At 69.8% G+C, this 22,274-nt stretch carries 16 protein-coding genes; 4 read left to right on the plus strand and 12 right to left on the minus strand.

Features of this window, described 5'->3' with window-relative positions:
• Window positions 1–328: 328 nt before the first annotated feature.
• The 5 genes from Q0R13_RS14755 to Q0R13_RS14775 form a co-directional block, all read right to left on the minus strand.
• Entirely contained in the window at window positions 329–2,680 is a 2,352-nt protein-coding gene (locus tag Q0R13_RS14755) for a TonB-dependent receptor (protein ID WP_293905193.1), read from the minus strand.
• A 47-nt stretch (window positions 2,681–2,727) separates the two neighbouring features.
• Complete coding sequence (locus tag Q0R13_RS14760) at window positions 2,728–3,723, minus strand: FecR domain-containing protein (protein ID WP_293905195.1); 996 nt, start codon at window positions 3,721–3,723, stop codon at window positions 2,728–2,730.
• A 111-nt stretch (window positions 3,724–3,834) separates the two neighbouring features.
• A complete protein-coding gene (locus Q0R13_RS14765; RefSeq protein ID WP_293905197.1) occupies window positions 3,835–4,374 on the minus strand; it encodes an RNA polymerase sigma factor in 540 nt (179 codons plus the stop codon).
• Window positions 4,375–4,508: 134 nt separating this feature from the next.
• Window positions 4,509–6,629, minus strand: a complete 2,121-nt coding sequence (locus tag Q0R13_RS14770; RefSeq protein WP_293905199.1) for an ATP-binding protein — start codon at window positions 6,627–6,629, stop codon at window positions 4,509–4,511.
• 138 nt (window positions 6,630–6,767) lie between these two features.
• Complete coding sequence (locus Q0R13_RS14775) at window positions 6,768–7,562, minus strand: enoyl-CoA hydratase/isomerase family protein (protein WP_293905201.1); 795 nt, start codon at window positions 7,560–7,562, stop codon at window positions 6,768–6,770.
• Between the two features lie 195 nt (window positions 7,563–7,757).
• Here Q0R13_RS14775 and Q0R13_RS14780 point away from each other — a divergent pair, with 195 nt between their 5' ends.
• Window positions 7,758–10,802, plus strand: coding sequence for an adenylate/guanylate cyclase domain-containing protein (locus Q0R13_RS14780; protein ID WP_293905203.1), 3,045 nt, complete (start codon window positions 7,758–7,760; stop codon window positions 10,800–10,802).
• Between the two features lie 120 nt (window positions 10,803–10,922).
• Window positions 10,923–13,643 (plus strand): adenylate/guanylate cyclase domain-containing protein, encoded by a 2,721-nt coding sequence (locus tag Q0R13_RS14785; RefSeq protein ID WP_293905205.1) that lies wholly within the window; start codon window positions 10,923–10,925, stop codon window positions 13,641–13,643.
• On the opposite strand, the gene Q0R13_RS14790 is transcribed toward Q0R13_RS14785, so the two are convergent.
• Together Q0R13_RS14790 and Q0R13_RS14795 are read right to left on the minus strand one after the other, a co-directional pair.
• Complete coding sequence (locus tag Q0R13_RS14790; RefSeq protein ID WP_293905207.1) at window positions 13,630–15,021, minus strand: amino acid permease; 1,392 nt, start codon at window positions 15,019–15,021, stop codon at window positions 13,630–13,632. The two genes, Q0R13_RS14785 and Q0R13_RS14790, sit on opposite strands and share 14 nt — an antisense overlap.
• Window positions 15,018–16,094 (minus strand): hypothetical protein, encoded by a 1,077-nt coding sequence (locus Q0R13_RS14795; RefSeq protein ID WP_293905209.1) that lies wholly within the window; start codon window positions 16,092–16,094, stop codon window positions 15,018–15,020. Before Q0R13_RS14795 ends, Q0R13_RS14790 begins: the two co-directional genes overlap by 4 nt.
• 83 nt (window positions 16,095–16,177) lie before the next feature.
• Between Q0R13_RS14795 and Q0R13_RS14800 the strand changes: the two genes are divergently transcribed.
• Complete coding sequence (locus Q0R13_RS14800; protein ID WP_293905211.1) at window positions 16,178–17,035, plus strand: MBL fold metallo-hydrolase; 858 nt, start codon at window positions 16,178–16,180, stop codon at window positions 17,033–17,035.
• 242 nt (window positions 17,036–17,277) lie between these two features.
• Here Q0R13_RS14800 and Q0R13_RS14805 read toward each other — a convergent pair whose 3' ends face one another.
• The 4 genes from Q0R13_RS14805 to Q0R13_RS14820 form a co-directional block, all read right to left on the minus strand.
• Window positions 17,278–18,324 carry a phosphotransferase family protein gene (locus Q0R13_RS14805; protein ID WP_293905213.1) on the minus strand — a complete coding sequence of 349 codons (1,047 nt, stop codon included), beginning with the start codon at window positions 18,322–18,324 and terminating at the stop codon, window positions 17,278–17,280.
• Window positions 18,321–19,070 carry a VOC family protein gene (locus Q0R13_RS14810; protein ID WP_293905215.1) on the minus strand — a complete coding sequence of 250 codons (750 nt, stop codon included), beginning with the start codon at window positions 19,068–19,070 and terminating at the stop codon, window positions 18,321–18,323. The genes Q0R13_RS14805 and Q0R13_RS14810 overlap by 4 nt, the downstream gene beginning before the upstream one ends.
• 77 nt (window positions 19,071–19,147) lie before the next feature.
• Entirely contained in the window at window positions 19,148–20,104 is a 957-nt protein-coding gene (locus Q0R13_RS14815) for an ornithine cyclodeaminase family protein (RefSeq protein ID WP_293905217.1), read from the minus strand.
• 39 nt (window positions 20,105–20,143) lie between these two features.
• The gene (locus Q0R13_RS14820) at window positions 20,144–21,403 is read right to left on the minus strand and encodes a cytochrome P450 (protein WP_293905219.1); all 1,260 of its coding nucleotides are present in this window, start codon (window positions 21,401–21,403) and stop codon (window positions 20,144–20,146) included.
• Window positions 21,404–21,520: 117 nt separating this feature from the next.
• Between Q0R13_RS14820 and Q0R13_RS14825 the strand changes: the two genes are divergently transcribed.
• Window positions 21,521–22,018: a hypothetical protein gene (locus Q0R13_RS14825; RefSeq protein ID WP_293905221.1), complete on the plus strand. Its 498-nt coding sequence runs from the start codon at window positions 21,521–21,523 to the stop codon at window positions 22,016–22,018.
• Between the two features lie 59 nt (window positions 22,019–22,077).
• On the opposite strand, the gene Q0R13_RS14830 is transcribed toward Q0R13_RS14825, so the two are convergent.
• A complete protein-coding gene (locus tag Q0R13_RS14830) occupies window positions 22,078–22,254 on the minus strand; it encodes a hypothetical protein (RefSeq protein ID WP_293905223.1) in 177 nt (58 codons plus the stop codon).
• Window positions 22,255–22,274: the final 20 nt, after the last annotated feature.

Genomic DNA, 22,274 nt, shown 5'->3' on the forward strand with positions numbered 1-22,274 from the left:
GGTCTCGTGCCAGCGACTGGAGAGCCGACGCGGGTTGCCGGCACGGTCCGAAAAGACCGCACTCAGCCTGCCGGCTATAGCATTTCCTGGAATTCTGGCCAAATCGCATCTCGCCCGACCCTGCAGGCAAGGGGGCGCGGCCCTGGACGCTCTCCTCGTCAGGGCCGCGCTCAGCCAGCCATAGCGCGTTTATTGGGCTCGGGAGGCGCGCTACATTTGACTTCAGCGCCGGGTCAATGGCGCCTTGCGACCCAAGCTTCACTAGAAAGGCGAAGGTCACGGCGGAGACGGCGCCGCCCGGGCCGATCCCTAGGTCGCGACGAAAAAATTATAGGCCGGCCGACAGGGTGACGCCCACGGTCAGGGGACGCTGGGGCGTGATCTGGCGGATCTGGGCCGGGTTGAACGGGTTTCCGAACGCGAAGGTGTCGCTGTAGGCGTTCAGCGGATTGATCACATAGACCTGCACGCCCAGGGTCTTGCCGCTGAGTTCCGCCGACAGCTTGGTGGTCGCGTAGCCGCCCATCTTGGGCAGGGTGGCGTCGAAGGTGACCCGGGAGCGTCCGACATAGGTGGCCTGCCCGGCCAGCCGGACGGTCCAGTCGCCGAACACGCGGCGATCATAGCTCAGCAGGGCGCCGCCGGAGATCGCCGGCGCGCCCGGCAAGCCGTCGGCCAGCCGCGTGGTGAGGTCCGGATTGGCGTTGGTGGTGCGGGTTCGCGAGAGCCGGCCGTTCAGCTGCACGGTCAGGCCATTGTCCGCCCGGTACGCCAGCTCGGTCTCCAGGCCCAGGATCTGGGCGTCGCCGGCGTTGGTCGTGTAGGGGATCCCCGACGGGCGGAACTGGTCGGTCTGGATGTCCTTCCAGATGTCGTAATAGACGGCGGAATTGAGCGACAGGCGCCTCTGGAGCGCCTCCAGCTTCAGCCCCAGCTCGAAGTTGCGCAGCCGGTCGGGGGCGAAGGTCTCGCGCGCCGGGGACAGCGGCCGGGCGCCGCCGGAATTGGTCCCGCCGGCGCGGTAGCCCTCCGACATGACCGCATAGACCAGGTCGCCGGAGGCGAACTCCCGCTGCAGCGAGATCTTGGGCGAGAAGCTGGTGAAGTTCACGGTGCGGTCGACGGTCCGCGGCGCGAAGCGCTCGGAGACCACGTCCGACTGGGTCCGCGAGCGGATATTGAACAGGCGCCCCCCCACCGCCAGCGTCCATCGCGGCGCCAGCTCGTAGGAGGCCTCGCCATAGGCGGCGAGTTCGCGGATGTGGTCGTTGCGGTCGTCGCCGTAGACCTCGACGTTGGGCGCAAAGGGGTTCTGCGCCAGGAACTGCGTGGGGGAGTGTTCCGAGGTCTTGGAGCCATAGAGCCCCGCCAGCCACTCGAACCGCCCGGCCCCGCGCGAGGTCAGGAACAGGTCCTGCACCAGCATCCTGGTGCGCGTGCGCTCGGAATAGGCCGAGGTCCGGGCGAACGAGGTGTAGAGGTCCTGCCGCGCCGTGGCATCGTACAGGCTGCCGTAGGCGTGGCGGATATAGCCGGTCGAGGACGTCAGGTCGCCCCAGCCCCAGGATCCCTTGACCGTCGCGGTCACGAACTCGATGTCGTTGACGTGCGGTTCCGGGATGCGGACCGAGCGGGTCAGCCCCATCCCCGGCGTCGTGTAGTGGGTGTCGTCCGAGCGCAGGTGCTGGGCGACGGCGGTGACATTGACCGACCATCTGTCGCTGGGCTGCAGCAGCAGGGTCAGCCGCCCGCCGCGCCGCTCCGTCCGGTCGACGTTGTTCTTCCGCAGGTTGATATCATCGAGATAGCCGCCCTGGATCTCCTGGTAGGCTGAGAGCCGCAGGCCCAGCACATCGCCCCAGATCGGTGCGTTGACGTCGCCTTCCAGCTCATAGCTCGGTGCGCCGTCCTTGGTGGTCGCGCCCGACGCGCGAAGCTCCGCCCCGTACCGGCGAAGGTCCGGCTTGCGGGTCACGATCCGGTAGATGCCGCTGAGCGAGCCCGAGCCGTAGAGCGCGCCCTGCGGACCCCGCGCGACCTCGATGCGCTCCACGTCCACCAGCCGCAAGTCGGGATCGGGGGCGTTGTAGTTGATCGGGATGTCGTCGAGGTAGGTGGCGACGATCGACCGCGCCCGGCCGGTGTAGGCGCCGTCGGACAGCCCCCGCAGCAGCAGCTTGTTGCGGCCGGGGCCAAGGTTCGTCGCCAGGACACCGGCCAGCTGGCCCGCCGCCTCGCCCGCGTCGGTTGCGCCGGTGGCCAGCAGCTGGCCGCGGGGAATGGCGGTGACCGCCACCGCCAGTTCATGGGCGTTGCGCACGCGCTTCGTCGCGGTGACCAGCAACTCCGACACGGTGACCGGCGGCGACAGCCGCGCCGGCTCGGACGCCGACAGCGGCGAAACCTCGACCATGCCCGGCGCGATCACCTTGGCGACGCAGGGTGCGCCGGCCAGCAGCTGGCCCAGCGCCTGATCCAGGGTCAGGGTCGCGGCCAGGCTGTTGCGCGAGGCGCCGGTGCAGGCCGCGGCGCCGATCAGGGTGATGTTGGCCTGCTGCGCCAGGTCGAGCAGCGCCTCGGCATAGGGCTTGGGCTCGATGTGGAACGCAATGCGCGCGGGCGCGGCCTCGGCCAGGTCGCCCCCGCCGATCGCCGCCACGACGCACGTGACAGCCGCCACCAGATCCCGGCGCGCGAGGATGGTCAGCTCCGCCCTACCCTTCGGCCTTACTTCGGAAGAAGCAGCAGCCCCCGGTCCGAAGGTACCGATCTTATGGGTAGCATCAAGGACAGACGCGCGATGACCGCGTGCTGATCGTCAAGCACGATCACGCCGGTGATCGGCATCTTGCCGAGCGCCGGGTCCGAGATTTCGACCTGTTCGACGAATTGCCGGTTGAGGTCGGCGACCACATCGGCGAGCGGCTGGCCGCGGTAGACGAGGCGACCGGCCCGCCAGCTGAAGGCTTCCTGCGGGTCGACGGCGCGCAGTTGCTCGACGCCCGCGCGATCGACGTCCAGCCGCTGGCCGGGGGTGAGCATGAACGTCCGACCCGACGAAGCGGCGGCGATGGGCCGCACCTGGACCTTGCCGCGGGCGACGGTGACCGTCAGCTCGCCCTGGCGATTGCGGACGTCGAACTGCGTGCCGACGACCCGCACGAGGCGATTCGACGCCTCGACCGTGAACGGCCGCCGTTCGTCATGCGCGACGTCGAAGATCGCCTCGCCGTCGCCCAGCACCGCCCGCCGTTCCGACCGGGCGAAGCTGACCTTGAGATGGGTCTCGGCATTGAGGTCGACGATCGAGCCGTCCGCCAGGGTGACCCGCTGGCGCTGACCCTTGCCGGTGACATAGGTCCGGGTGGTGGGCTGGACCAGGACCGACGGCAGCACCGCCAGCCCCAAGCCCGCGGCGACCGCGAAGCCGCCGGCGCCGAGCAGCCATCGCCGTGTCAAGAGGGGCCGCGTCAGGGCCCGCATCGGGGGAGGCCGCCGAAGCGCCGTATGCCGCGCCTGCGTCGCCAGTTGCGCCAGGACGTCGTCCGCGCAGACCTCGAATTCATGCCAGACCGCGACGGCCTGGCGATAGGCGGCCCGGTTGGCCGGGGCCTCCGCCAGCCAGGCCTCGAACTCGAGCCCGTCAGCCTCGGTGACCTCGTCGCGCTGCAGACGCGACAGCCAGGCGCTGGCTTCAGCCATCGCCCGATCCTCCTGCGCCACACTGCTAACGGTCATAGGCTCGCCTGCCCGATCTGCGCCAAGCGCGCTGGACAGCGGTGAGACGTCGCCGCCCCGCCCTGCCCCTAGGTCCCGCGCGAAATTCGCCGCCGCTCATGAGCGCAGCCGCTGCGACAGGTTCCTGATCGCCGCCTGGATGTGCTGTTCGATCATCTTCACCGAGACGCCCATGGCCTCGGCGGTCTGGGCCTGGCTCAGGCCTTCCAGCTTGTGCAGCCGAAACGCCCGGCCCATCTGCGGCGGCAGGGCGGCGACCGCCTCGGCCAGCTGGCGCAGACGTTGCTTGCCGATCACCACCTCGTCGGCGGCCGGCTCGTCGACGACGTCCTCACCCCCCACGGCGGTTCGGGTTTCCTGGCGCCACTCGGCGCCCCGCCGCGCGCCGCGCTGGGCGCTGCGCACGTGGTCGATCAGGAGGTTTGCCGCCATGCGGTAGAGCATGGCCGCCGGCGACTGCACATCCACCTCGACCGCGGCCGCCTTCAGATAGAGGTCCTGGACCAGGTCTTCGGCGGCCGCCATCGACCGCGTCCGGGCGGCCAGGAACAGCAGCAGGTTCTCGCGCTTCACCAGAAAGACGCGGACCAGCGGGCTCTCTTCCGCAGCCTCCTCGGGCGGCCCGGCAGGCGCCACGGCATTTCCCCCCATACTCACGGCGCTGGACGCGCGCTCGCGGACGCACCGCTTGACCGGCGACGATAAGGAATTCACCGCAGGTTGTCGCCGCAGGATGTGGACGCTCATGACAAAAGCCGGCGCGCCCGGAGCTAGGCGCCGGTGCGGCCGAGCACCGCCGGCGCGGGCGCGCCGCCCACCATCGGGACCGGCCGCCCCCCGTCCTGGTCGGCGAGCAGGGCCTCGAGGGCGTCGAACAGCTTGCGGATCTCGATCGGCTTGGTGACCACGGCGTCCATCCCGCCGGCCAGGTACTCGGCGACCTGGTGCGCCATGGCGTTGGCCGTCAGCCCCAGGATCGGCGTGCGCGGCCGGCCGGCCGCCGCCTCCAGCTCGCGGATCGTGCGCGTCGCCGTGGGCCCGTCCATCACCGGCATCTGGACATCCATCAGGACGACATCCCACGCCTCCGCCCGCCAGGCCTCGACCGCCTCGGCGCCGTTCCCGACGATGCACGGATCCAGGCCGGCCTGTTCCAGCAGGCTCTTCAGCACGAGCCGGTTGATCGGATTGTCCTCGGCGATGAGCAGTCGGAGCTTGCCCAGCTCGCGACGCTCCGGGGGGCCCGGGTCCATAGGGCTCGCCGGGATCGTCCGCGCCTCACCGACCCGGCGCAGGGGAAGCAGGACGGTGAAGGTCGATCCCCGGCCCTCGTCGCTGGCCGCCTCGATCGAGCCGCCCATCAGGCTGGCCAGCTCGCGGCAGATGGCCAGTCCAAGGCCGGTGCCGCCATAGCGCCGGGTGGTCGAGGAATCGGCCTGGGTAAAGCGGTGGAACAGCATGGTCAGGCCGTCGCGGGACATGCCGACGCCGGTGTCGCTGACCACGATCTTGAGCTGCCCGTCCAGCGGCTGGGCCGCGACGCGGATCTCGCCGGCCTCCGTGAACTTGAGCGCATTGGAGATCAGGTTGCTGAGAATCTGGCGCAGGCGCGCCGGATCGCCGCGATAGACGCCGGCCGCCCGGTCCGCGTCGAGCACGAACGACAGGCCCTTTTCCTGGACCAGGCTGGCGAAGCTGGCATGCACCCCGGCGGCCACCTCGCCCAGGTCGAAGTCGATCTCCTCCAGCTCGATCCGGCCGGCCTCGATCTTCGAGATGTCGAGGATGTCGTTGAGGACGCCCATCAGCGCCTCCCCCGACCGGCGCACCACATCCAGGCGCTCGCGCTGGACGGGGGCCAGATGGTCGGCGGCCATCACCTGCGCCATGCCCAGCACCCCATTCAACGGCGTACGGATCTCGTGGCTCATGGTGGCCAGGAACACGCTCTTGGCGCGGTTGGCGGCCTCGGCGTCGATCTTGGCCTGCAGGTGCGCGCGCTCGGTCAGCTTGCGGTCGGTGATGTTCTGGACGGCGCTCACCAGCCGGGCCGGGCGGCCGTCGTCGCCGGTGAACAGCTTCGCCGCGCCCATCGCCCAGACCTCCGCGCCATCGGGGCGGTCGATCCGATACTCCGGGCGATAGCGGCCGCCGGTCTCGATATGCGCGCTCCAGGCCGCGGCCACCGCGGGCCGGTCACGCGGATCCACGGTGACGAACAGGTCCTTGCGAAGGCTCTCGTAGGTTTGCGGCCGGTGGAAGAGGCTGTCCTCCGCCCCGGCCTTGATCAGTTCGCGGCGCTCGTAGTCCAGCTCCCAGACATGGACGTCGGCCAGCGACAGGGCCAGCTCGAGCCGCTCCTCGGAGCGCGCGCTGCGTTGCAGGGCCGCGTCTCTTTCCTCGATCGAGCGTGAGAGCGCGCGGGCGACCTGGGCGCGGTCCCACTCGTCCGCCGCGAAGTCGGCCAGGTCCTCCAGGCGCGCCGCCTTGCCGGCGTCATAGGCCTGGGGGACCAGCCCGGAGACGCTCAGGACCCCCGGCGTCGCGCCGTCCTTCAGGCGGATGGGGATGGCCGCGTTGAAGCGCAGAAACGGCGGCCCGGTCACCAGCGGATGATCGCGGACCCGCGGGTCCATTAGGCCGTCCTCGACCCAGAACAACTCACCGCCCGCCAGGACGGCTTCCGCCACCGGATCCTTGACCGGGAACTCGCCCGCGTAGCGGCTGCGCCAGACCTGGCCTTCGTGGACCAGGATGATGCTGGCGTCAGCGGCTTCGAACAGGCTGCGGGCGCAGCGCGTGGCGCGGTTGAACACCGCGAGCGAGAGATCGAGCCCAAACGGCGACGGGTCGGGTATCGGACGGTCCTGGCGTCCAAGGGATTCGGTCATGCATCGAGCCTGGGCTTGTCGGCGGAGAGCCTGAACGTACGATCCCACGCAATACTTAAGGTTTGGTCTTTCCGCCCGTTCATGGCCCGGGCAAACGCGCACCCGAAGGGCACGCGCGGACCGGCCGTCGCGGACCGCCTACCGCCCCTGGAACACCGGCTTGCGCTTCTCGAGGAAGGCTCGCCGGGCCTCCTGGCCGTCCTCGCTGCCGAATGCCTTGCGAATGTTGGAGACCTCGTAGCGAAGCTGCTGCTCCATGTCGGTGGTCTCGTAGGACCGGGCCATGCCGCGCTTCAGCAGCCGCAGCGTGATCGGCGACCAGGCGCAGAGCTCCTGGCAGTAGGCCGCCAGCCGCTCGGCGAACCCGGCGTCGTCCACCGCCTCGCCGGCCATGCCCCACGCCAGGGCCTCGGCGCCGGTGATCGTACGGTTTTCCATCATGAAGCGCATGGCCCGCTCATAGCCCATGACCTGCGGCAGCGTGATGGTCAGCCCCGCGTCCGGCGAGCCGCCGATCCGCGTATAGCCGGCCATCAGCCGGGCGCTGTGGGCGATCAACCGGACGTCGCAGGCCATCGCCAGGCCCAGGCCCGCGCCGACCGCGACTCCGTTGATCCCGCCGACCACCGGCTTGTCGCAGCGCTTTCGGATGGCCAGCAGGAACTGGCCCACCCAGCCGATATCGTCCAGCTGCGCGGTCTGTGGCGAGTAGGGGGTATGGGTGTCCGAGCCGGACAGGTCCAGCCCCGCGCAGAAGGCGTCGCCACGACCGGTGATCGCCACGACCCAGACGTTGTCGTCCTGGGCGGCCGCGTCGACCGCCGCCACCACGCCCCAGGCCAGGGTCTGGCTGATGGCGTTCTTCTTCTCCGGACGGTCGAGCGTGATCGTGCGGACATGTCCGACGTCGGAGATCTTCACGGGCGCTGTCATGGTCGGTCCTGGTTCCTCCGGTCGCGGCGGCGCGTTGGCCGCCCTTGGGGTCAGCATAGGAGATCGCCGCCGGTGCGAAAGCATCGTTCGGGCGCGGGCCGCGAGACACGCCGGCGAGCCTGCGCAAGGTCAAGCTGCGCGTGACTTTCACGGTAAAATCGTCCGTTATCGGGTTCCCGGGGGGAGGGTAAGGCAGTGACCAGCTTGGAGGCCGCGTCGCCGAACGCCACGCCGGCTGCCGCGCGGTCCGCTGTCCGGAGATTCATTTTCGCCGCCGTCCTGCTGATGCTGCTGGGCCTGCTCTGCGCCCCGTTCTTCATCGACCCCGTCGAACACCACCCGCCGCAGGCCCGCGCCGGGGTTGTCAGCTATGCGGGCTGGGGGCCGCTCACCCGCCCGGTCGAACTGAAGGGCGAGTGGCGGATGGTGTGGCTCACCGCGCCCGCGCCGGGCGCCGTGCTGCCGATCCGCGTGCCGGGGGAATGGGAAGGGCCCCATCCGGGCGGACCGACCCTGCCGATCGGTGGCGCGGCCCAGTACCACCTGCTGATGCGGGGCCTCCCGGCAGGTCAGTACACGCTCTATGTCCGGCAGTCCTTCAGCGCCTGCAGCGTGTTCGTGAACGGCCGCCTGATGTCGCAGCGCGGCCGCGTCGGGCTGACACCGGGCACCTCGCAGCCGCTCTATCGCTCGCAGCAGGTGACCTTCGACGCGGACGGGTCGGACGTCGACCTGCGGATCGACCTGTCGTCGTTCCATCATCACGACACCGGCATCCGCGACGTTCCCATCTTCGGCCTGTCGGCGGCGATGAACGACTGGATCACCCTGGACTGGCTGCAGAGCCTGATGCTGATCACCTCGCTGCTGTTGATCGCGTCCTACAGCGTGGTGGTCTTCCTGTTCCGGCCGCGCGAGCGGGCCTCGCTCTACTTCGGGGCGGCCTGCCTGCTGCTGCTGCCGTTCGCCGCCTTCGTGACCCACGACAACATGGTCAAGGTGGCCCTGCCCGCCCTGGGCTTCAACGCCATGCTCATGGGCCAGTACCTCGCGACCACGGCCGCCCTGAGCTGCGTGATCGCCTATGTGCGGGAGCTCTATCCACGCGAGACGCCGAGGTGGCCCTACTGGGTGCTCCAGGGGCTGAACGCCGCGCGGTTCATCCTCTACGCCGGAGTCGGCATGACCGGCGACACGGTGCTGTTGTCCACGCTGTCCGGGATGGCTTCGTCGTTCCGGACCCTCTCGTTCGTGCTCATGCTCGCGGTCATCGTCACCGCCTGCGTTCGCCGCCGAGACGGCGCGCTGCTCTTCCTGTTCGGCCTCGGCTCCTTCGTGCTGGCGCTCGTCTACACCGACACGGTCAACAACCTGCACCTCCCGGCGGTGCTCGGCGTGAACCTGGTGCCGGTCGGATCGCTGCTGATGCTGTTCTCGCAGTTGCTGATCCTGGCCGAGCGGTGGAGCACGGCGATCGACACCTCCGAGCAGACCAACATGGACCTGCGCCGGCTGCTGGACGTGAACATCTCGATCTCCAGCGAGATGCGGCTGGAGGCCCTGCTCAAGAAGATCGTCGCGGTCACTACGACCCTGATCCACGCCGACCGCAGCTCGCTGTTCCTCTACGATGAGCGGACCGACGAACTGGCGTCCGTGGTCGCCGAGGGCGTGGCGGGCGGTGAGATCCGCTTCCCCGCGACGGCCGGCCTGGCGGGGTGGTGCCTGACCAATGGCGAGGCGGTGAACCTGCCCGATGCCTATGCCGACCCGCGGTTCAACCGCGATGTCGACGCGACCACCGGATACCGGACCCGCAGCGTGCTCACCGTGCCCATCACCACCCGTGACGGCCGTCGGGTCGGCGTCATGCAGGCGCTCAACCATGAGGACATGACCAACTTCGGCGACAGCGACGTGGAGCGGATGAGCGCCTTCGCCGCCCAGGCGGCCATCGCCATCGAGAACGCCACCCTGTTCACCGAGGTGGCGGCGGAGCGGAACTACAACGAGAGCATCCTGCGCTCGATGTCGAGCGGGGTGATCACCCTGAACCGTGAGGCCAAGGTCGCCAAGCTGAACGCCGCGGCCTGCGCGATCCTGGGGGTCTCGGCCGAGCAGGCGGGCGGCGCGGACGCCCACCTCCTGCTGAGCGGGCGCAATTCCTGGCTGATGGAGGAGATCGAGGCGGTCAGCGCCAGCGGCCGGCCCAAGACGCTGCTGGACGCCGACGTGATCACGCCGGGCGGCGACACGGTATCCGCCAACCTCTCGATCGTGCCCCTGGTGGGCGAGACCGAGCAGGCCGGGCTGCTGATCATCGTCGACGACATCAGCGAGGGGAAGCGCCTGCAGGGCGCCATGCGCCGGTTCATGACCCAGAACGTGGTCGACCAGATCATGGGCCGCGAGGACGAGCTGCTGTTCGGGGCCGCCTGCCAGGCCAGCGTGCTGTTCGCCGACATCCGCGGCTTCACCAGCCTGGCGGAGCACCTGGGCCCGCGCGACACGGTCGACATGCTGAACGAGATCTTCACCGACCTGTTCGAGGCGGTGGCCGCCTGCGACGGCATGCTCGACAAGTTCATCGGCGACGCGATCATGGCGGTCTACGGCGCGCCGCTGAGCTCGGGCCGCGACGCACTCAACGCCGTCGACAGCGCGGTGACCATGGTCGCCATGGTGGTCGCCATCAACGCGCGGCGGCGGGGCCGCGGCCTGCCCGACGTCGGCCTGGGCCTGGGCATCGCCAGCGGCGAGGTGGTGGCCGGCACCATCGGCTCGCCCAAGCGGATGGACTACACGGTGATCGGCGACAGCGTGAACCTGGCCTCCCGGCTCGAGGCGATCACCAAGGTCTACAAGGTCGGCATCGTGATCTGCGAGGACACCGCCGCGGCGGTCGGGACGGCGCACCCGATGCGCGAACTGGACACCATCCGGGTCCGCGGCCGCCAGCGGCCGGAGCGGATCTTCCAGGTGCTGACCGACAGTGTCCCGATCGCCGCCGCGGCGCTGGACGCCTATGCCCGGGGACGCGAGGCCCTGGCCGAGCGGCGCTGGGCGGACGCCATCGCGGCCTTCGAGGCGGCGCTGGCCGCCGCGCCCGCCGACCATCCCTGCGCCCTGATGCTGGACCGCGCACGCATCCTGGCCCGCCGCCCGCCGGCGGCCAACTGGGATGGGGTCTGGGACGGGCTCGAACCCATGGGGGCCGTGGACGAAGCGGCCTCGGTCTGAATCCTTCTTTGCGCCCGTTTGCCGAACGGCGGCGCGCCATCTGGCCGCCTCTGCGATCGGGGGCTAGAGTGTTGCGACGCAAGGGGGCTAGAGGCGGGTGATGACAGAGCGCGCGGCCGCATGGGGCGTGGGGCGTCGGTGAACGCGCTGGCGCCGCATATCCCGGCAGACAAGACGCGCCGCCGCGCGGTCGATTCCGGGCGCGCGCTGTTCTGGCGGCTGATCTGGATCTATTCGCTCGCCACCTTCGTGGCGGTGTCGGTGACCCTGCTGCTGGGCCTGCTGGGGCTGGAGTTCAACGGCCGCCAGTGGCTGATCTTCTGGATGGCGGTGCCGTTCGGGACGGCCTTCTTCACCTCGATCGACTTCGCGGTGATCCACCTGCAGCTCAAGCCGGTCTCGCCGGTGCTGAGCGCCCTGGATCGCGGCGAGCGGCCGGACGACGCGACGCTGGCCGCGGCGCTGGTGCGGGCGTTGAACATGCCGCAGTTCTCCGCCGTGCGGGTGACCGCCCTGCATGGCCCGACCGCCACCATGGCCCTGTGCGGCGTGATCTTCACGCTCAACACCTTCTTCGACGCCGGCATCGCCACCTGGCAGCTGATCGCGCTCGCTACCATGATCTTCGTCTTCGCCTCGCCGGCCCACGCGATCTTCGAGTTCTTCGCCGTCAGTCAGGCCATGGAGCCGGTCGTCAAGCGCCTGTCGCGCGCCCTGGACGGGCCGATCCCGGCGGCGCAGCAGGCCAAGCTGATCTCGGTGCCGCTCAGCAACAAGCTGCTGTTCCTGGCGATCTTCGTGTCGTCGCTGCCGCTGATCTTCTCGGCGGTGTCGTTCATGTACAAGTTCGACCGGATGATCCGCGCGCACGCGTTCGCCGTGCCGCAGAAGGAAATCCTGTCGCTCTACGTCTGGGCGGGCGGCGTGGTGATCGTCAGCATCCTGGGCGCCGTGGCCATGGCGATCCTCACCTCCCGCGAGGTGTCCCAGGCCGCCGGGCGGCTGATCGAGGCCATGCGCCGCGTCGAAAGCGGCCAGCTGGACGAGGCCGAGCTGGACGTGCTCAGCACCGACGAATACGCCGACATCAACCGTGGCTTCGGCCTGATGCTCGACTCGCTTCGCGAGGAGCAGCAGATCCTCGAGGTCACCCAGGACCTGGCCGGCGAACTGCTGCTGGAGGTGCTGATCGCCCGGATCATGACGGCGACCACCCAGCTGCTGGACGCCGAACGCGCCTCGCTGTTCGTCTATGACGAGAAGGCCGACGAGCTGTTCTCACTCTACGCCGACGGCATGGAGACGCGGCAGATCCGCGTGCCCACCGGCCGCGGCATCGCCGGCGCGGTGTTCACCTCGGGCAAGACCGAGAACATCACCGACCCCTACGCCGACCCCCGTTTCAACAAGGAGGTCGACCTCAGGACCGGCTTCACCACCCGCAGCATTCTGTGCGTGCCAATCACCAACAAGGCCGGCGCGCGGATCGGCGTCACCCAGGCGCTGAACAAGAAGGGCGGCGTCTTCTCCGCCAAGGACGAATCGCGGCTGAAGGCGTTCGCCGCCCAGGTCGCCGTCAGCCTGGAGAACGCCAAGCTGTTCGACGACGTGCTCAACATGAAGAACTACAACGAGAGCATCCTGAAGAGCACGTCGAACGGCATCGTGACCCTGGACGCCGAGGGCCGGGTGGTCACCGCCAATGTCGCGGCCGAGGCGCTGCTGGGCCTGTCGCGCGACGCCATCATCGACCACACCGCCGGCGCGCTGTTCGACGGCGCCAACCGCTGGATCGCCGACAGCCTGGCCAAGACCCAGGCCACCGGCGAGACCGCCCTGGCCGTCGACGCCGAGCTGGCGCGGGGCGACGGCGGCGTGGCCACGGTCAACCTGACCACCATGCCGCTGATCGACGCCACCGAGGCGCGGATCGGCTCGATGCTGGTGCTGGAGGACATCACCGAGGAGAAGCGCGTCCGCTCCACCATGAGCCGCTACATGTCCAAGGAGGTGGCCGACCAGCTGCTGTCGGCCGGCGACCTGGAGCTGGGGGGCAAGGAGCAGAAGGTCACGGTGATGTTCTCCGACGTGCGCCGGTTCACCTCGATCGCCGAGGCGCTGGGGCCACGCGAGACCGTCTCGCTCCTGAATGAGTACTTCACCGAGATGGTCGACGTGATCTTCCTGCACGGCGGCATCCTCGACAAATACATGGGCGACGGGATCATGGCGCTGTACGGCGCGCCGCTGGTCGGGCCGAACGACGCCGACAACGCCCTGGCCGCCGCCGACGCCATGATGCAGCGCCTGGCCGGCCTGAACGCGCGGCGCATGGCCGCCGGGCAGGAGGCGCTGGAGATCGGCATCGGCTTCTCCACCGGCGCCACGGTGGTCGGCAACATCGGCTCGGTGCGGAGGATGGAATACACGGTGATCGGCGACACGGTGAACCTGGCCTCGCGGCTGGAGGGGGCCACCAAGCAGTACGGGGCCGGCGTCGTGCTGTCGGAGATGACGGTGCGGGACCTCAAGCGCCCGGCGACGCTGCGCGAACTCGACCTGATCCGCGCCAAGGGCAAGGACCGCCCGGTCGCGGTCTATGAGTCCCTGGGCTACCGCGCCGGCGAGCCGGGGCTGCCCGCCCTGCTGGAGCTGCATGCGGCCGGGATCAAGGCCTATCGGGCGCGGGACTGGAGCGCCGCCGCCAACGCCTTCAAGGGGGCGCTGGAGCTCTATCCGAACGACGGCCCCGCCACCGTCTACAGCCAGCGGCTGAAGCTGCTGGCCAGGACCCCGCCGGCCGACGACTGGGACGGCGTCTGGAACCTCACCGAGAAATAGGCGGCGGCCGGACGCGTCTCCAGACGAAGTAGGCCCCGGTCAGCAACGCCAGCCATGGGACCCCGACGATCCAGGAGATGTTCCAGAACTGGGTGTCCAGGCCCATGGTCACCAGGATCGCGGCCAGCAGGATCAGCCCCACGATCTGCAGGCCGGGGAAGAACGGCATGCGGACCGGCAGGTCCTGCGCCCGATGCCGGCGCCGGAAGCTGAGGTGGCTGAGCAGGATCATGATCCAGACGAAGATCGCCCCGAACAGGGCCACGCCGAACAGGTAGTTGTAGGCCAGCGGCGTGAACCGCGAGACGGCGGCGGCCAGCAGGATGCCGACCCCGGAGGTGGCGATCGCCGCGATCGGCGCACCGGCCTTCGACAGCTTTCCCAGGATCCGTGGCGCATAGTCCCCACGCGCCAGCGAGAACAGCATCCGCGCCGCCAGATAGGTGTTGGCGTTCATGCTGGAGAGCGCCGCGCTCAGCACCACGAAGTTCATGATCCCCGCCGCCTGCGGCACGCCGGTGTGGACGAACACCCGGACGAAGGGGCTTTGCGACACCACCGTCGCCCCGGTCTCGGTCCACGGCACGAAGGTCACCAGAATGGTCAGGGCCAGCACATAGAACAGCGCCAGCCGGACCGCCATCGAGCGCAGGGCCGCCGGGATCGCGGTCTTCGGATCCGGGGTCTCGCCGGAGGTGACGGCGATCAGCTCGATGCCGGTGAAGGAGAAGATCCCCATGATCACCCCCATCCAGACCCCGCCCCAGCCATGCGGCAGGAACCCGCCCGGCAGGCCGGTCAGATTGTGGAAGCCCACGGCGGGCTGGCCGACGCCGAGGATCGCCGCGCCGCCCAGGATGATGAACCCGACGATGGCGGTGACCTTGATGAACGAGAACCAGTATTCGAAGGTCCCGAAATTCCCCACCGAGCGGGCGTTGACGTAGAGCAGGATCACCGCGAACCCCAGCGACCAGATCCACACCGGCGCCCCGGGGAACCAGAAGGTCATGTAGGTCCCGGCCGCCACCGCCTCGCCGCCCACCGCGATCACCTGGGCGGCCCAGTAGGTGTAGCGGACCACGAACCCGGCCCAGGGGTTCAGATAGGTCTCGGCGTAGACCCCGAACGACCCGGCCGCCGGATGCACGACAGCCATCTCCGACAGGCTGAACACCATGATCACGGCGATGAAGGCGGCGATCGCGTAGCTGATCACCACCGCGGGCCCGGCGTAGCCGATGGCGATCCCGCTGCCCATGAACAGGCCGGTGCCGATGGCGCCGCCCAGCCCGATCATGGTGATCTGCGCCCGGGTCAGGACCTTGCTCAGCCCGGCCTCGCGCGCGACGACCGCTACCTCGTCCGCTGGGGTCATGCGGCGTCCGCCGGCAGGATCACCTCCAGCAGAGCCAGGTCGTCCGAGGCATCGCGCAGGCCCCAGGCCTGGCCCGGCGGGATCACGAAGGCGTCGCAGGCCCCCAACGCATGGTCGCCGGCGTGCTCAAGCACCGCCGACCCCTCCAGCAGGAACCCGAACGTCAGCTCGCCGTCGGGCGCCCGGTCGGCGAGGGCGCGCGCCTTGGCCGGACGCAGGACCCGCGCGTCGGCCAGGCCTGCGGTCGCAGCCGCCATGCCGGTCTGCCGGCGCTCGAAGCCGCTCGTCCCGTGCGCGATCCACGGCGTCTCGGCCGCCACATGGCGCAGGAAGCGCTGGCCCTCGAAGTCGCGCCGCGGGGCCACGGTCGGGTTCGGCAGCGCCATGGCGTGGTCCGCCAGGGTCTCATGCAGCGCCGGGCAGCCGATCTCGACGACCTCCAGCCCGGGCGAGCTCTCCAGCACCCGGTGGCGGATGCGCGGGGGCTGCAGCACGCAATCGCCGGCCACCAGGACGAACGGCGGTCCCTGGTCCTCGTAGACCAGCCGCACCCAGCCACGGCGGCAGAAGATCATCTGGAAGCGGATCCGGTGGAAATGCACCCAGTCGGCCACCGGCCCGCCCTCAGGGATCGAGATGTGCGAGGCGATGAACCGCCCGCCCAGCCGGCCAGGGATCAGGTCGCGGTAGAGCATCCCCGCACGCCCCTCGCCGGCCCCCGGTCCATCGGCCTGGCGGGTCAGGATGAATTCCGCCCGTAGCGGCGGAACCTCGACCGGCGGATCCGCGTCCACCAGTTCGATCCGCGTCCCGTTCGGCGCGACCAGCCGGCGTTCCTCGCCCAGCGGCGCACAGGCCAGCCGGATCGTCCCGGGATCGCCGCCGCCCGGCGCCAGGCGCAGCCGAAGGCCGTGGCCCGACAGGCTGGCCACCGTGGGCTCATCGGCCGGGAAGATGGTCTCGATCCGAAAACCCAGCCGCCCCACGAAGAAATCCAGCGCCGCCGGCAGGTTCGCGCACGGCAGCAGGATCTCCGCCGGTCCCGTTGGGCAGAGCGGCGCGGGCGGAATCATTCGAGGCTCCGAAGCAGAGGGTCTGACAGACCGTTCGTGATCGCCTAGGCTTCCTCCGACAAGAACCAAACGGGGAAGAGACGATGCTGAGTTGGCAGGTTGGCGCAGTGAAGGTCACGCGCGTGGTCGAGATGGAAATTCCGATTGCCTACAGCCCGGAGGGCTCGTTCCTGGCACAGGCGACGCCAGAGGCCTTGCGCCAGTCGCCCTGGCTCTATCCGCATTTCGTCAACGAGCAGGATGAGATGCTGCTGTCGATCCATGCCCTGCTGGTCGAGGCGCCCGGCCTGCGGGTGGTGGTCGACACCTGCATCGGCAACGACAAGCCCCGCAGCATGCTGGGCGGCCGGCCGCTGGCCACCGCCTTCCTGGAGTCCCTCGCCGAGGCCGGCTGGTCGCGGGAGAGCGTCGACGCCGTGGTCTGCACCCACATGCACGTCGACCACGTCGGCTGGAACACCATGCTGGTGGACGGCGCCTGGGTCCCGACCTTTCCCAACGCCCGCTACCTGCTGGGCCAGGCCGAGTTCGCCCACTGGAGCGCCACCGACGACGAAGAGCAGCAGACCATCCTGTCGGATTCCGTCCAGCCGATCCTGGACGCCGGCCTCGCCGAGTTCGTGGCCATGGACTACCGCATCTCGCCAGAGCTGCGCTTGACGCCGACCACCGGCCACACGCCGGGCCACGTCAGCGTGATGATCGAGTCCGAGGGCCAGACGGCGGTGATCACCGGCGACATGACCCACCATCCCTGCCAACTCGCCCACCCGGACTGGTCGCCGCCCTTCGACAGCGACGGCAAGGCCGCGGCCGTCACCCGCGCGCGGATGTTCGCCGAATGGGCCGACCAGCCGATCCTGGTGATCGGCACCCACTACGCCGCCCCCACCGCGGGGCATGTCAAACGCGACGGCGCAGCATTCCGATTCGAGGTTTAGGAGGGGATCCGGCGCATGCCGCATTGATCCCCACCCCACGCTCGTCATCCCAACCTACGCTCGTCATCCCCGGCCTTGTGCCGGGGACCCATGCTTCAGCTTGCGCGAGTCATTGCTGCAGGCCGCGCCGCGCGGCCTGATCCCGCGACCTGGGCGGCGGCACGATGGGTCCCCGGCACAAGGCCGGGGATGACGGCTGGAGAGCAAGGAATCGATAGAACGGGGATCGAGCATCGATACTCCTAAAGGCGCCCCACCGCTTCTTCCGCCAATTCGAGCGAACGGTTTATGCTGGCGCGCAGGGCGACGAGATCGACGCCTTCGGTGCTCTTCTGTCCGGCCATGTAGCGGGCGTAGACCCCGTGAACGATGCAAGCCGACTTCCAGCGGTTGAACCCGACGTAGAAGTCCAGCTTTGAGAGATCGCGTCCGGTCCGCTCGGCATAGCGCCGGGCCAGGGCCGTGCGGCTGGGAAAGCCCGGCGGCGACGTCGCGGCCGTTTCGGCGGGAGGCGTCGCATCGGTCGGGTCCGGCCAGACATTGAGTGCATACGCCAGGTCCGCCAGCGGGTCACCCAGGGTGGAGATCTCCCAGTCCACGACGGCTTCGACGACGCCGCTTTTGCCGATCAGCACATTGTGGACGCCGTAGTCGCCGTGCACCACGCGCGCCGGCCCCTGATCGGGCGTGTGGGCCAGGAAGAAGTCATGCAGGCCATGGGCGCGCGGATCGTCCAGCCTGGCGTGCTCCACCGAGGCCGTCCACGAGCGGTACCAGGTCTTCACCTGGCGGCCGACGTAGTCTTCCTTCTTGCCCAGGTCGCTCAGCCCGATCGCGTCGGGATCGAGGGCGTGCAGGTCGGCCAGCGCGTCGAAGAACGAGTGGGCCATGGCTTCGCGCCTGTTGTCCGGCACATAGCGTCGCGTGTCGTCGGCGTTGTAGAGCGGGTGTCCGTCGATGTGGCCCATGACGTAGAACTTGGCGCCGGTCACGGCCGGGTCCTCGCAGAAGCCCAGCGCCGCCGGCACCGGCACCGGGGTCGGGCCGAGCGCGCGGATCAGCGCCCACTCGCGGGCCATGTCGTGGGCCTTGGGCAGCAGCTCGCCCAGCGGCGGCCGGCGGATCACCGCCAGCAGGCCCCCGGCGTCCTCCAGCCTATACGTGAGGTTCGAATGGCCCCCCTCCAACTGTGTCCAGGTCAGCGGGCGGCGCAGCGACGGCACATGCTCGCCGAGCCAGGCCTCGACCGCGGGAACGTCATACCCGGGCAGCTGTCCGGCGCCGCTCATGCCGCGACCAGCCGCACGCGGGTTCCGCAAAGCGTCACTTGGCCCCCGGCGTCGACGCAGCCCCGCGCCTTCGCACGCGCCTTCACGGCCGGGGCGTCGTGGACCGCGACGTCAAAGGCGCCCAGGCCCTCGCCACGGCCGTCGGCCACCGCCACGAACCGCAGCTCACCGCCCTCCAGCGACACGCGCCAGCCGTCGCCAGCCGGGCTGGCCTCGCGTCCCAGCACGGCCGCCCACTTGGCCGCCATCGCCGCCGGGTCGTCGGCCTGAAGTTCGGCGCCGACGATCGCGGTGGAGGTCTCGGTCCGCACCTGATCGCGCCAGTTGGGCCCGCCCCACTCCCACCGCTCCGGCGGGACCATGGCGTCGATGGAGAGGATCGCCCCGCCGACGTCGCGCGGGTGCAGGTGGGTGAAGGACGCGCCCTTGTGATCGGTCTGGTCGACGATGCGGACGCCCTGAGCCTCCACCCGCGCCCGCGCTTCGGCGATGTCGCCGGTCTGCAGGATGACCATGTAGCCACCGTCGCCGCCGCGCTTGTCGATCAGCCGCCCGGCGGTGGTGCCCGGCGCCTTGGGCGAGACCACCTCCAGGAAGGTGTCACCGATCGGCCAGACCCCATTCTCCAGGCCGTACTTGCCGACGCCCGGGTCGGCGTAGTCGCCGCCAAGCCCCAGCACCGCCACGATATCGGCCCGGGCGGCCGCGAGGTCCTTGCCCACCAGGGCGATCTGTCGAAGGCGCATAGGGTCTGCTCCAGGGTGGCGCGGGCGGCGACTAGAGGACCGGGACCCTGGCCGGTCAAGGCCGCCGCGGGGTCAGCCTAACCGGCGGGCGCCAATCCCAGTTCGTACAGCGCCTTGGCGGCGGCGAGGTCCTGCACCACATGGCCCAGGGACTTGTAGACCGTGATCTGCTCGGGCGACTGGCGGCCCGCGAGGTCGCCGGCCAGCACCTGGCCGATCTCGCCCACCACATGGCTGGCGTCGACCAGGCCGGCGGCCTTGGCGTTCAGGAACTCCCCGCTCTGGGCCAGCACCCCCTCGCGGCTATCCGCGATGAAGCGGGACATGGCGACCAGGTCGTTGTCCGCCTCCGCGGGCCTCACGCCGCTGGCGCCGGCGAGGTTGACGTGGGTCCCGGGCCGCAGCCAGCGGCCGAACAGGATCGGATCGTGGGCATTGGTGACCGCGCAGATGATGTCCGCCTCGGCGACACAGGTCTGGGCGTCGGCGCAGGCGCTCGCCGGCACGCCGAGTTCGCCCGACACCGATGCCGCGAAGGCCTGCGCGCGGCCGGGGTCGCGGCCCCAGGCGGTGATGGCGGAGATCGGCCGCACATGCATCATCGCCCGGGCGTGCGTCAGGGCCTGTTCGCCATAGCCCAGGATCGCGAGGCGATGCGCCTCCGGGCGGGCGAGGGCGTCGGTCGCCACCGCGCTGGCGGCGGCGGTGCGGATCGCCGTGATCTCGCCGGCATGGGCGATGCACACCGGGGCCCCGCTCTCGCCATCGAACAGCACCACCACGCCCTGGTGCGACTGGATTCCCTTGGCGAAGTTGCCGGGGAAGACGCTGATCAGCTTGGCCCCGAACACCTCGCCCTCGCCCAGCGCCCCCGGCATGATCCCGAACACTCCCTTCTCGCCCAGCGGCAGGATCGAGCGCAGGTGCTGGCGGGTCTGGCCCTGCGAGAAGGCGATCATCGCGGCTCGCACCAGCGGGATGCACACCTCGTAGGTCAGCCGCGCGCGGACCTCGTCGCGGTCGATCATCCGCATGTGTTCCTGCTTTCCCGGGCGCCTAAAAGCTCCCAGCCCCTATCGGCGGATGACCACCGGCAGGGTCTCGTAGCCCTTTACGAAGCTGGAGCGGACGCGGCGGGGTTCGCCGACGACGTCAATATGGCTGAACCGCTTGAGGATCTCTTCCCAGACGATCTTGAGCTGGAGCTCGGCCAGGCGGTTGCCGACGCAGCGGTGGATGCCGAAGCCGAAGGACAGGTGCTGGCGGGGCCGCTCGCGGTCGATGATCAGGGCGTCGGGATTGGCGATCACCGCCTCGTCGCGGTTGCCCGAGACGTACCACATGAGCACCTTGTCGCCCTGCTTGATCGGCGTGCCGGCGATCTCGGTGTCCACCCGCGCGGTGCGCCGCATGTGGGCCAGCGGGGTCTGCCAGCGGATGATTTCCGGCACCATGCCCTCGACCAGGCTGTGGTTGGCGCGCAGCTTGTCGTATTCGCCGGGGAACTTGTTCAGGGCATAGACCCCGCCGGTCATCGAGTTGCGCGTGGTGTCGTTGCCGCCGACGATCAGCAGGGTCAGGTTCCCGAGGTATTCGTCGGGGGTCATGTTCCGGGTGTGCTCGCCGTGGGCCATCATCGACACCAGGTCGCCGGCCGGCGGCGCGTTGACCCGCTCGTTCCAGAGCCCGGTGAAATAGGCCAGGCACTCCAGCAGCTTCTCCTGACGTTCGTCTTCCGTCTCAACGATGCCGCCCTTGATCGGCAGCGCCGTGGCGCAGTCGGACCAGAAGGTCAGCAGCCGCCGGTCCTCGAACGGGAAGTCGAACAGGGTGGCCAGCATCTGGGTGGTGAGTTCGATCGAGACCCGGTCGACCCAGTCGAACGTCTCGCCGACCGGGAGTTCGTCCAGGATGCGCCCGGCCCGCTCGCGGATGATCGGCTCCATCAGTGCCAGATTGGCGGGCGCGACGGCGGGACTGACCGTCTTGCGCTGAACATCGTGGCGCGGCGGGTCCATGGCGATGAAGCTGGGGCGGCGCAGGTCCGGCCGCGCGTCGCGGATGGTGATCCCGCCCAGGGCGGCGTCCGAGGAGAACACTGCGTGGTTGGTGTCGACCGCCATGATGTCGTTGTAGCGGGTCACCGACCAGTAGGGGCCGAACTCGCTGTCCTTGCACCAGTGGACCGGGGCCTCGGCGCGCAGGCGCTCGAAATAGGGCCAGTGGCTGTCGGTGCGGAACAGCTCCGGGTCGCCGGGATTGAGATCCTCCAGTGGGGTCGAATAGGCCGCGGCCCTGGCCTGGTCTCCGATCGTGCCCGCGCCGTCCGCCATGGTCTGGTCCTCCGCCCCGGCCGAAGCATGCCCCCAAACGGGCGCGGCGCAAACCCTGGGGCCGGCGTGGATTTGTCTGCTAGGCTCGGGTCGTCTGCGCGGACAGGGGATTTATCCATGACCACCCTTTTCAGGGCCGCGCTTCTTTTCAGGGGCGGGCTCGCCGCGCTGGCCGTATTGGCCGCCGCCGGACCGGTCCACGCCGCCCAGGTCTGCGCCTGGATGACCGAGAAAGTCGGCGACGCGGACCTGCACGAGGTAACGCTGTGGCTGGAGTCCGACAGCGACGTCGACCTCTACTACATGATCAAGGGCGAGGGCCTGAAGAGCGAGGGCTCACGGTCCCATTCGCCCGGGAGCGGCACCTATTCGCTGCGGGCGAAGAAGCCCGAGAAGCCCTGGGGGTTCGGCGCGACGCTGTCGCCGCCCGGCGAGATCGACATCATCGCCGAACTGCATGCCACGCCGGCCGATATCTTCGCCGACGATGAGCCGCCGCTGATCGCCTCGTTCACCTTCCATCGGGCCTTGCCGGAGGGTGAGAAGATCCCGCCGGCCACGCTCGCGGAACGGCAGTGCGTGACGGCGGACTTCCCCAGGCCCCGACGCCCGTAGATTGGCGTCGGGCGGGGGGACGCGCTCCCGCCGGACCCGCCGGAAGGAGCGCGCCGACGTCAGACCTTCAGGTCGAACTTGGTGCCCTGGCCCGGAGCCGGGGGCGGCGAGGCCTTCGCCTTGACGTCGTCGCCGTCGCCGTCGTGGGGCCGATCCGGCGCCTTGGCCGGGGGAGCTGCCGGTGCGGCGGCGGCCGGCGTCGGGGCCGCCTGCGGGGGAGCTGAGCTGATGTTCATGGGCTGACTTCTCCTTCTGA

Source organism: Phenylobacterium sp. (assembly GCF_025351295.1).
In the GTDB taxonomy this organism is placed as follows: domain Bacteria; phylum Pseudomonadota; class Alphaproteobacteria; order Caulobacterales; family Caulobacteraceae; genus Phenylobacterium.

Bases quoted from the DNA above. Each gene is read 5' to 3' on its own strand.
- Q0R13_RS14770 (WP_293905199.1), bottom strand. From the start codon at position 6,629: ATGACCGAATCCCTTGGACGCCAGGACCGTCCGATACCCGACCCGTCG.
- Q0R13_RS14775 (WP_293905201.1), bottom strand. From the start codon at position 7,562: ATGACAGCGCCCGTGAAGATCTCCGACGTCGGACATGTCCGCACGATC.
- Q0R13_RS14785 (WP_293905205.1), top strand. From the start codon at position 10,923: ATGGGGCGTGGGGCGTCGGTGAACGCGCTGGCGCCGCATATCCCGGCA.
- Q0R13_RS14790 (WP_293905207.1), bottom strand. From the start codon at position 15,021: ATGACCCCAGCGGACGAGGTAGCGGTCGTCGCGCGCGAGGCCGGGCTG.
- Q0R13_RS14795 (WP_293905209.1), bottom strand. From the start codon at position 16,094: ATGATTCCGCCCGCGCCGCTCTGCCCAACGGGACCGGCGGAGATCCTG.
- Q0R13_RS14800 (WP_293905211.1), top strand. From the start codon at position 16,178: ATGCTGAGTTGGCAGGTTGGCGCAGTGAAGGTCACGCGCGTGGTCGAG.
- Q0R13_RS14805 (WP_293905213.1), bottom strand. From the start codon at position 18,324: ATGAGCGGCGCCGGACAGCTGCCCGGGTATGACGTTCCCGCGGTCGAG.
- Q0R13_RS14810 (WP_293905215.1), bottom strand. From the start codon at position 19,070: ATGCGCCTTCGACAGATCGCCCTGGTGGGCAAGGACCTCGCGGCCGCC.
- Q0R13_RS14815 (WP_293905217.1), bottom strand. From the start codon at position 20,104: ATGCGGATGATCGACCGCGACGAGGTCCGCGCGCGGCTGACCTACGAG.
- Q0R13_RS14820 (WP_293905219.1), bottom strand. From the start codon at position 21,403: ATGGCGGACGGCGCGGGCACGATCGGAGACCAGGCCAGGGCCGCGGCC.
- Q0R13_RS14825 (WP_293905221.1), top strand. From the start codon at position 21,521: ATGACCACCCTTTTCAGGGCCGCGCTTCTTTTCAGGGGCGGGCTCGCC.
- Q0R13_RS14830 (WP_293905223.1), bottom strand. From the start codon at position 22,254: ATGAACATCAGCTCAGCTCCCCCGCAGGCGGCCCCGACGCCGGCCGCC.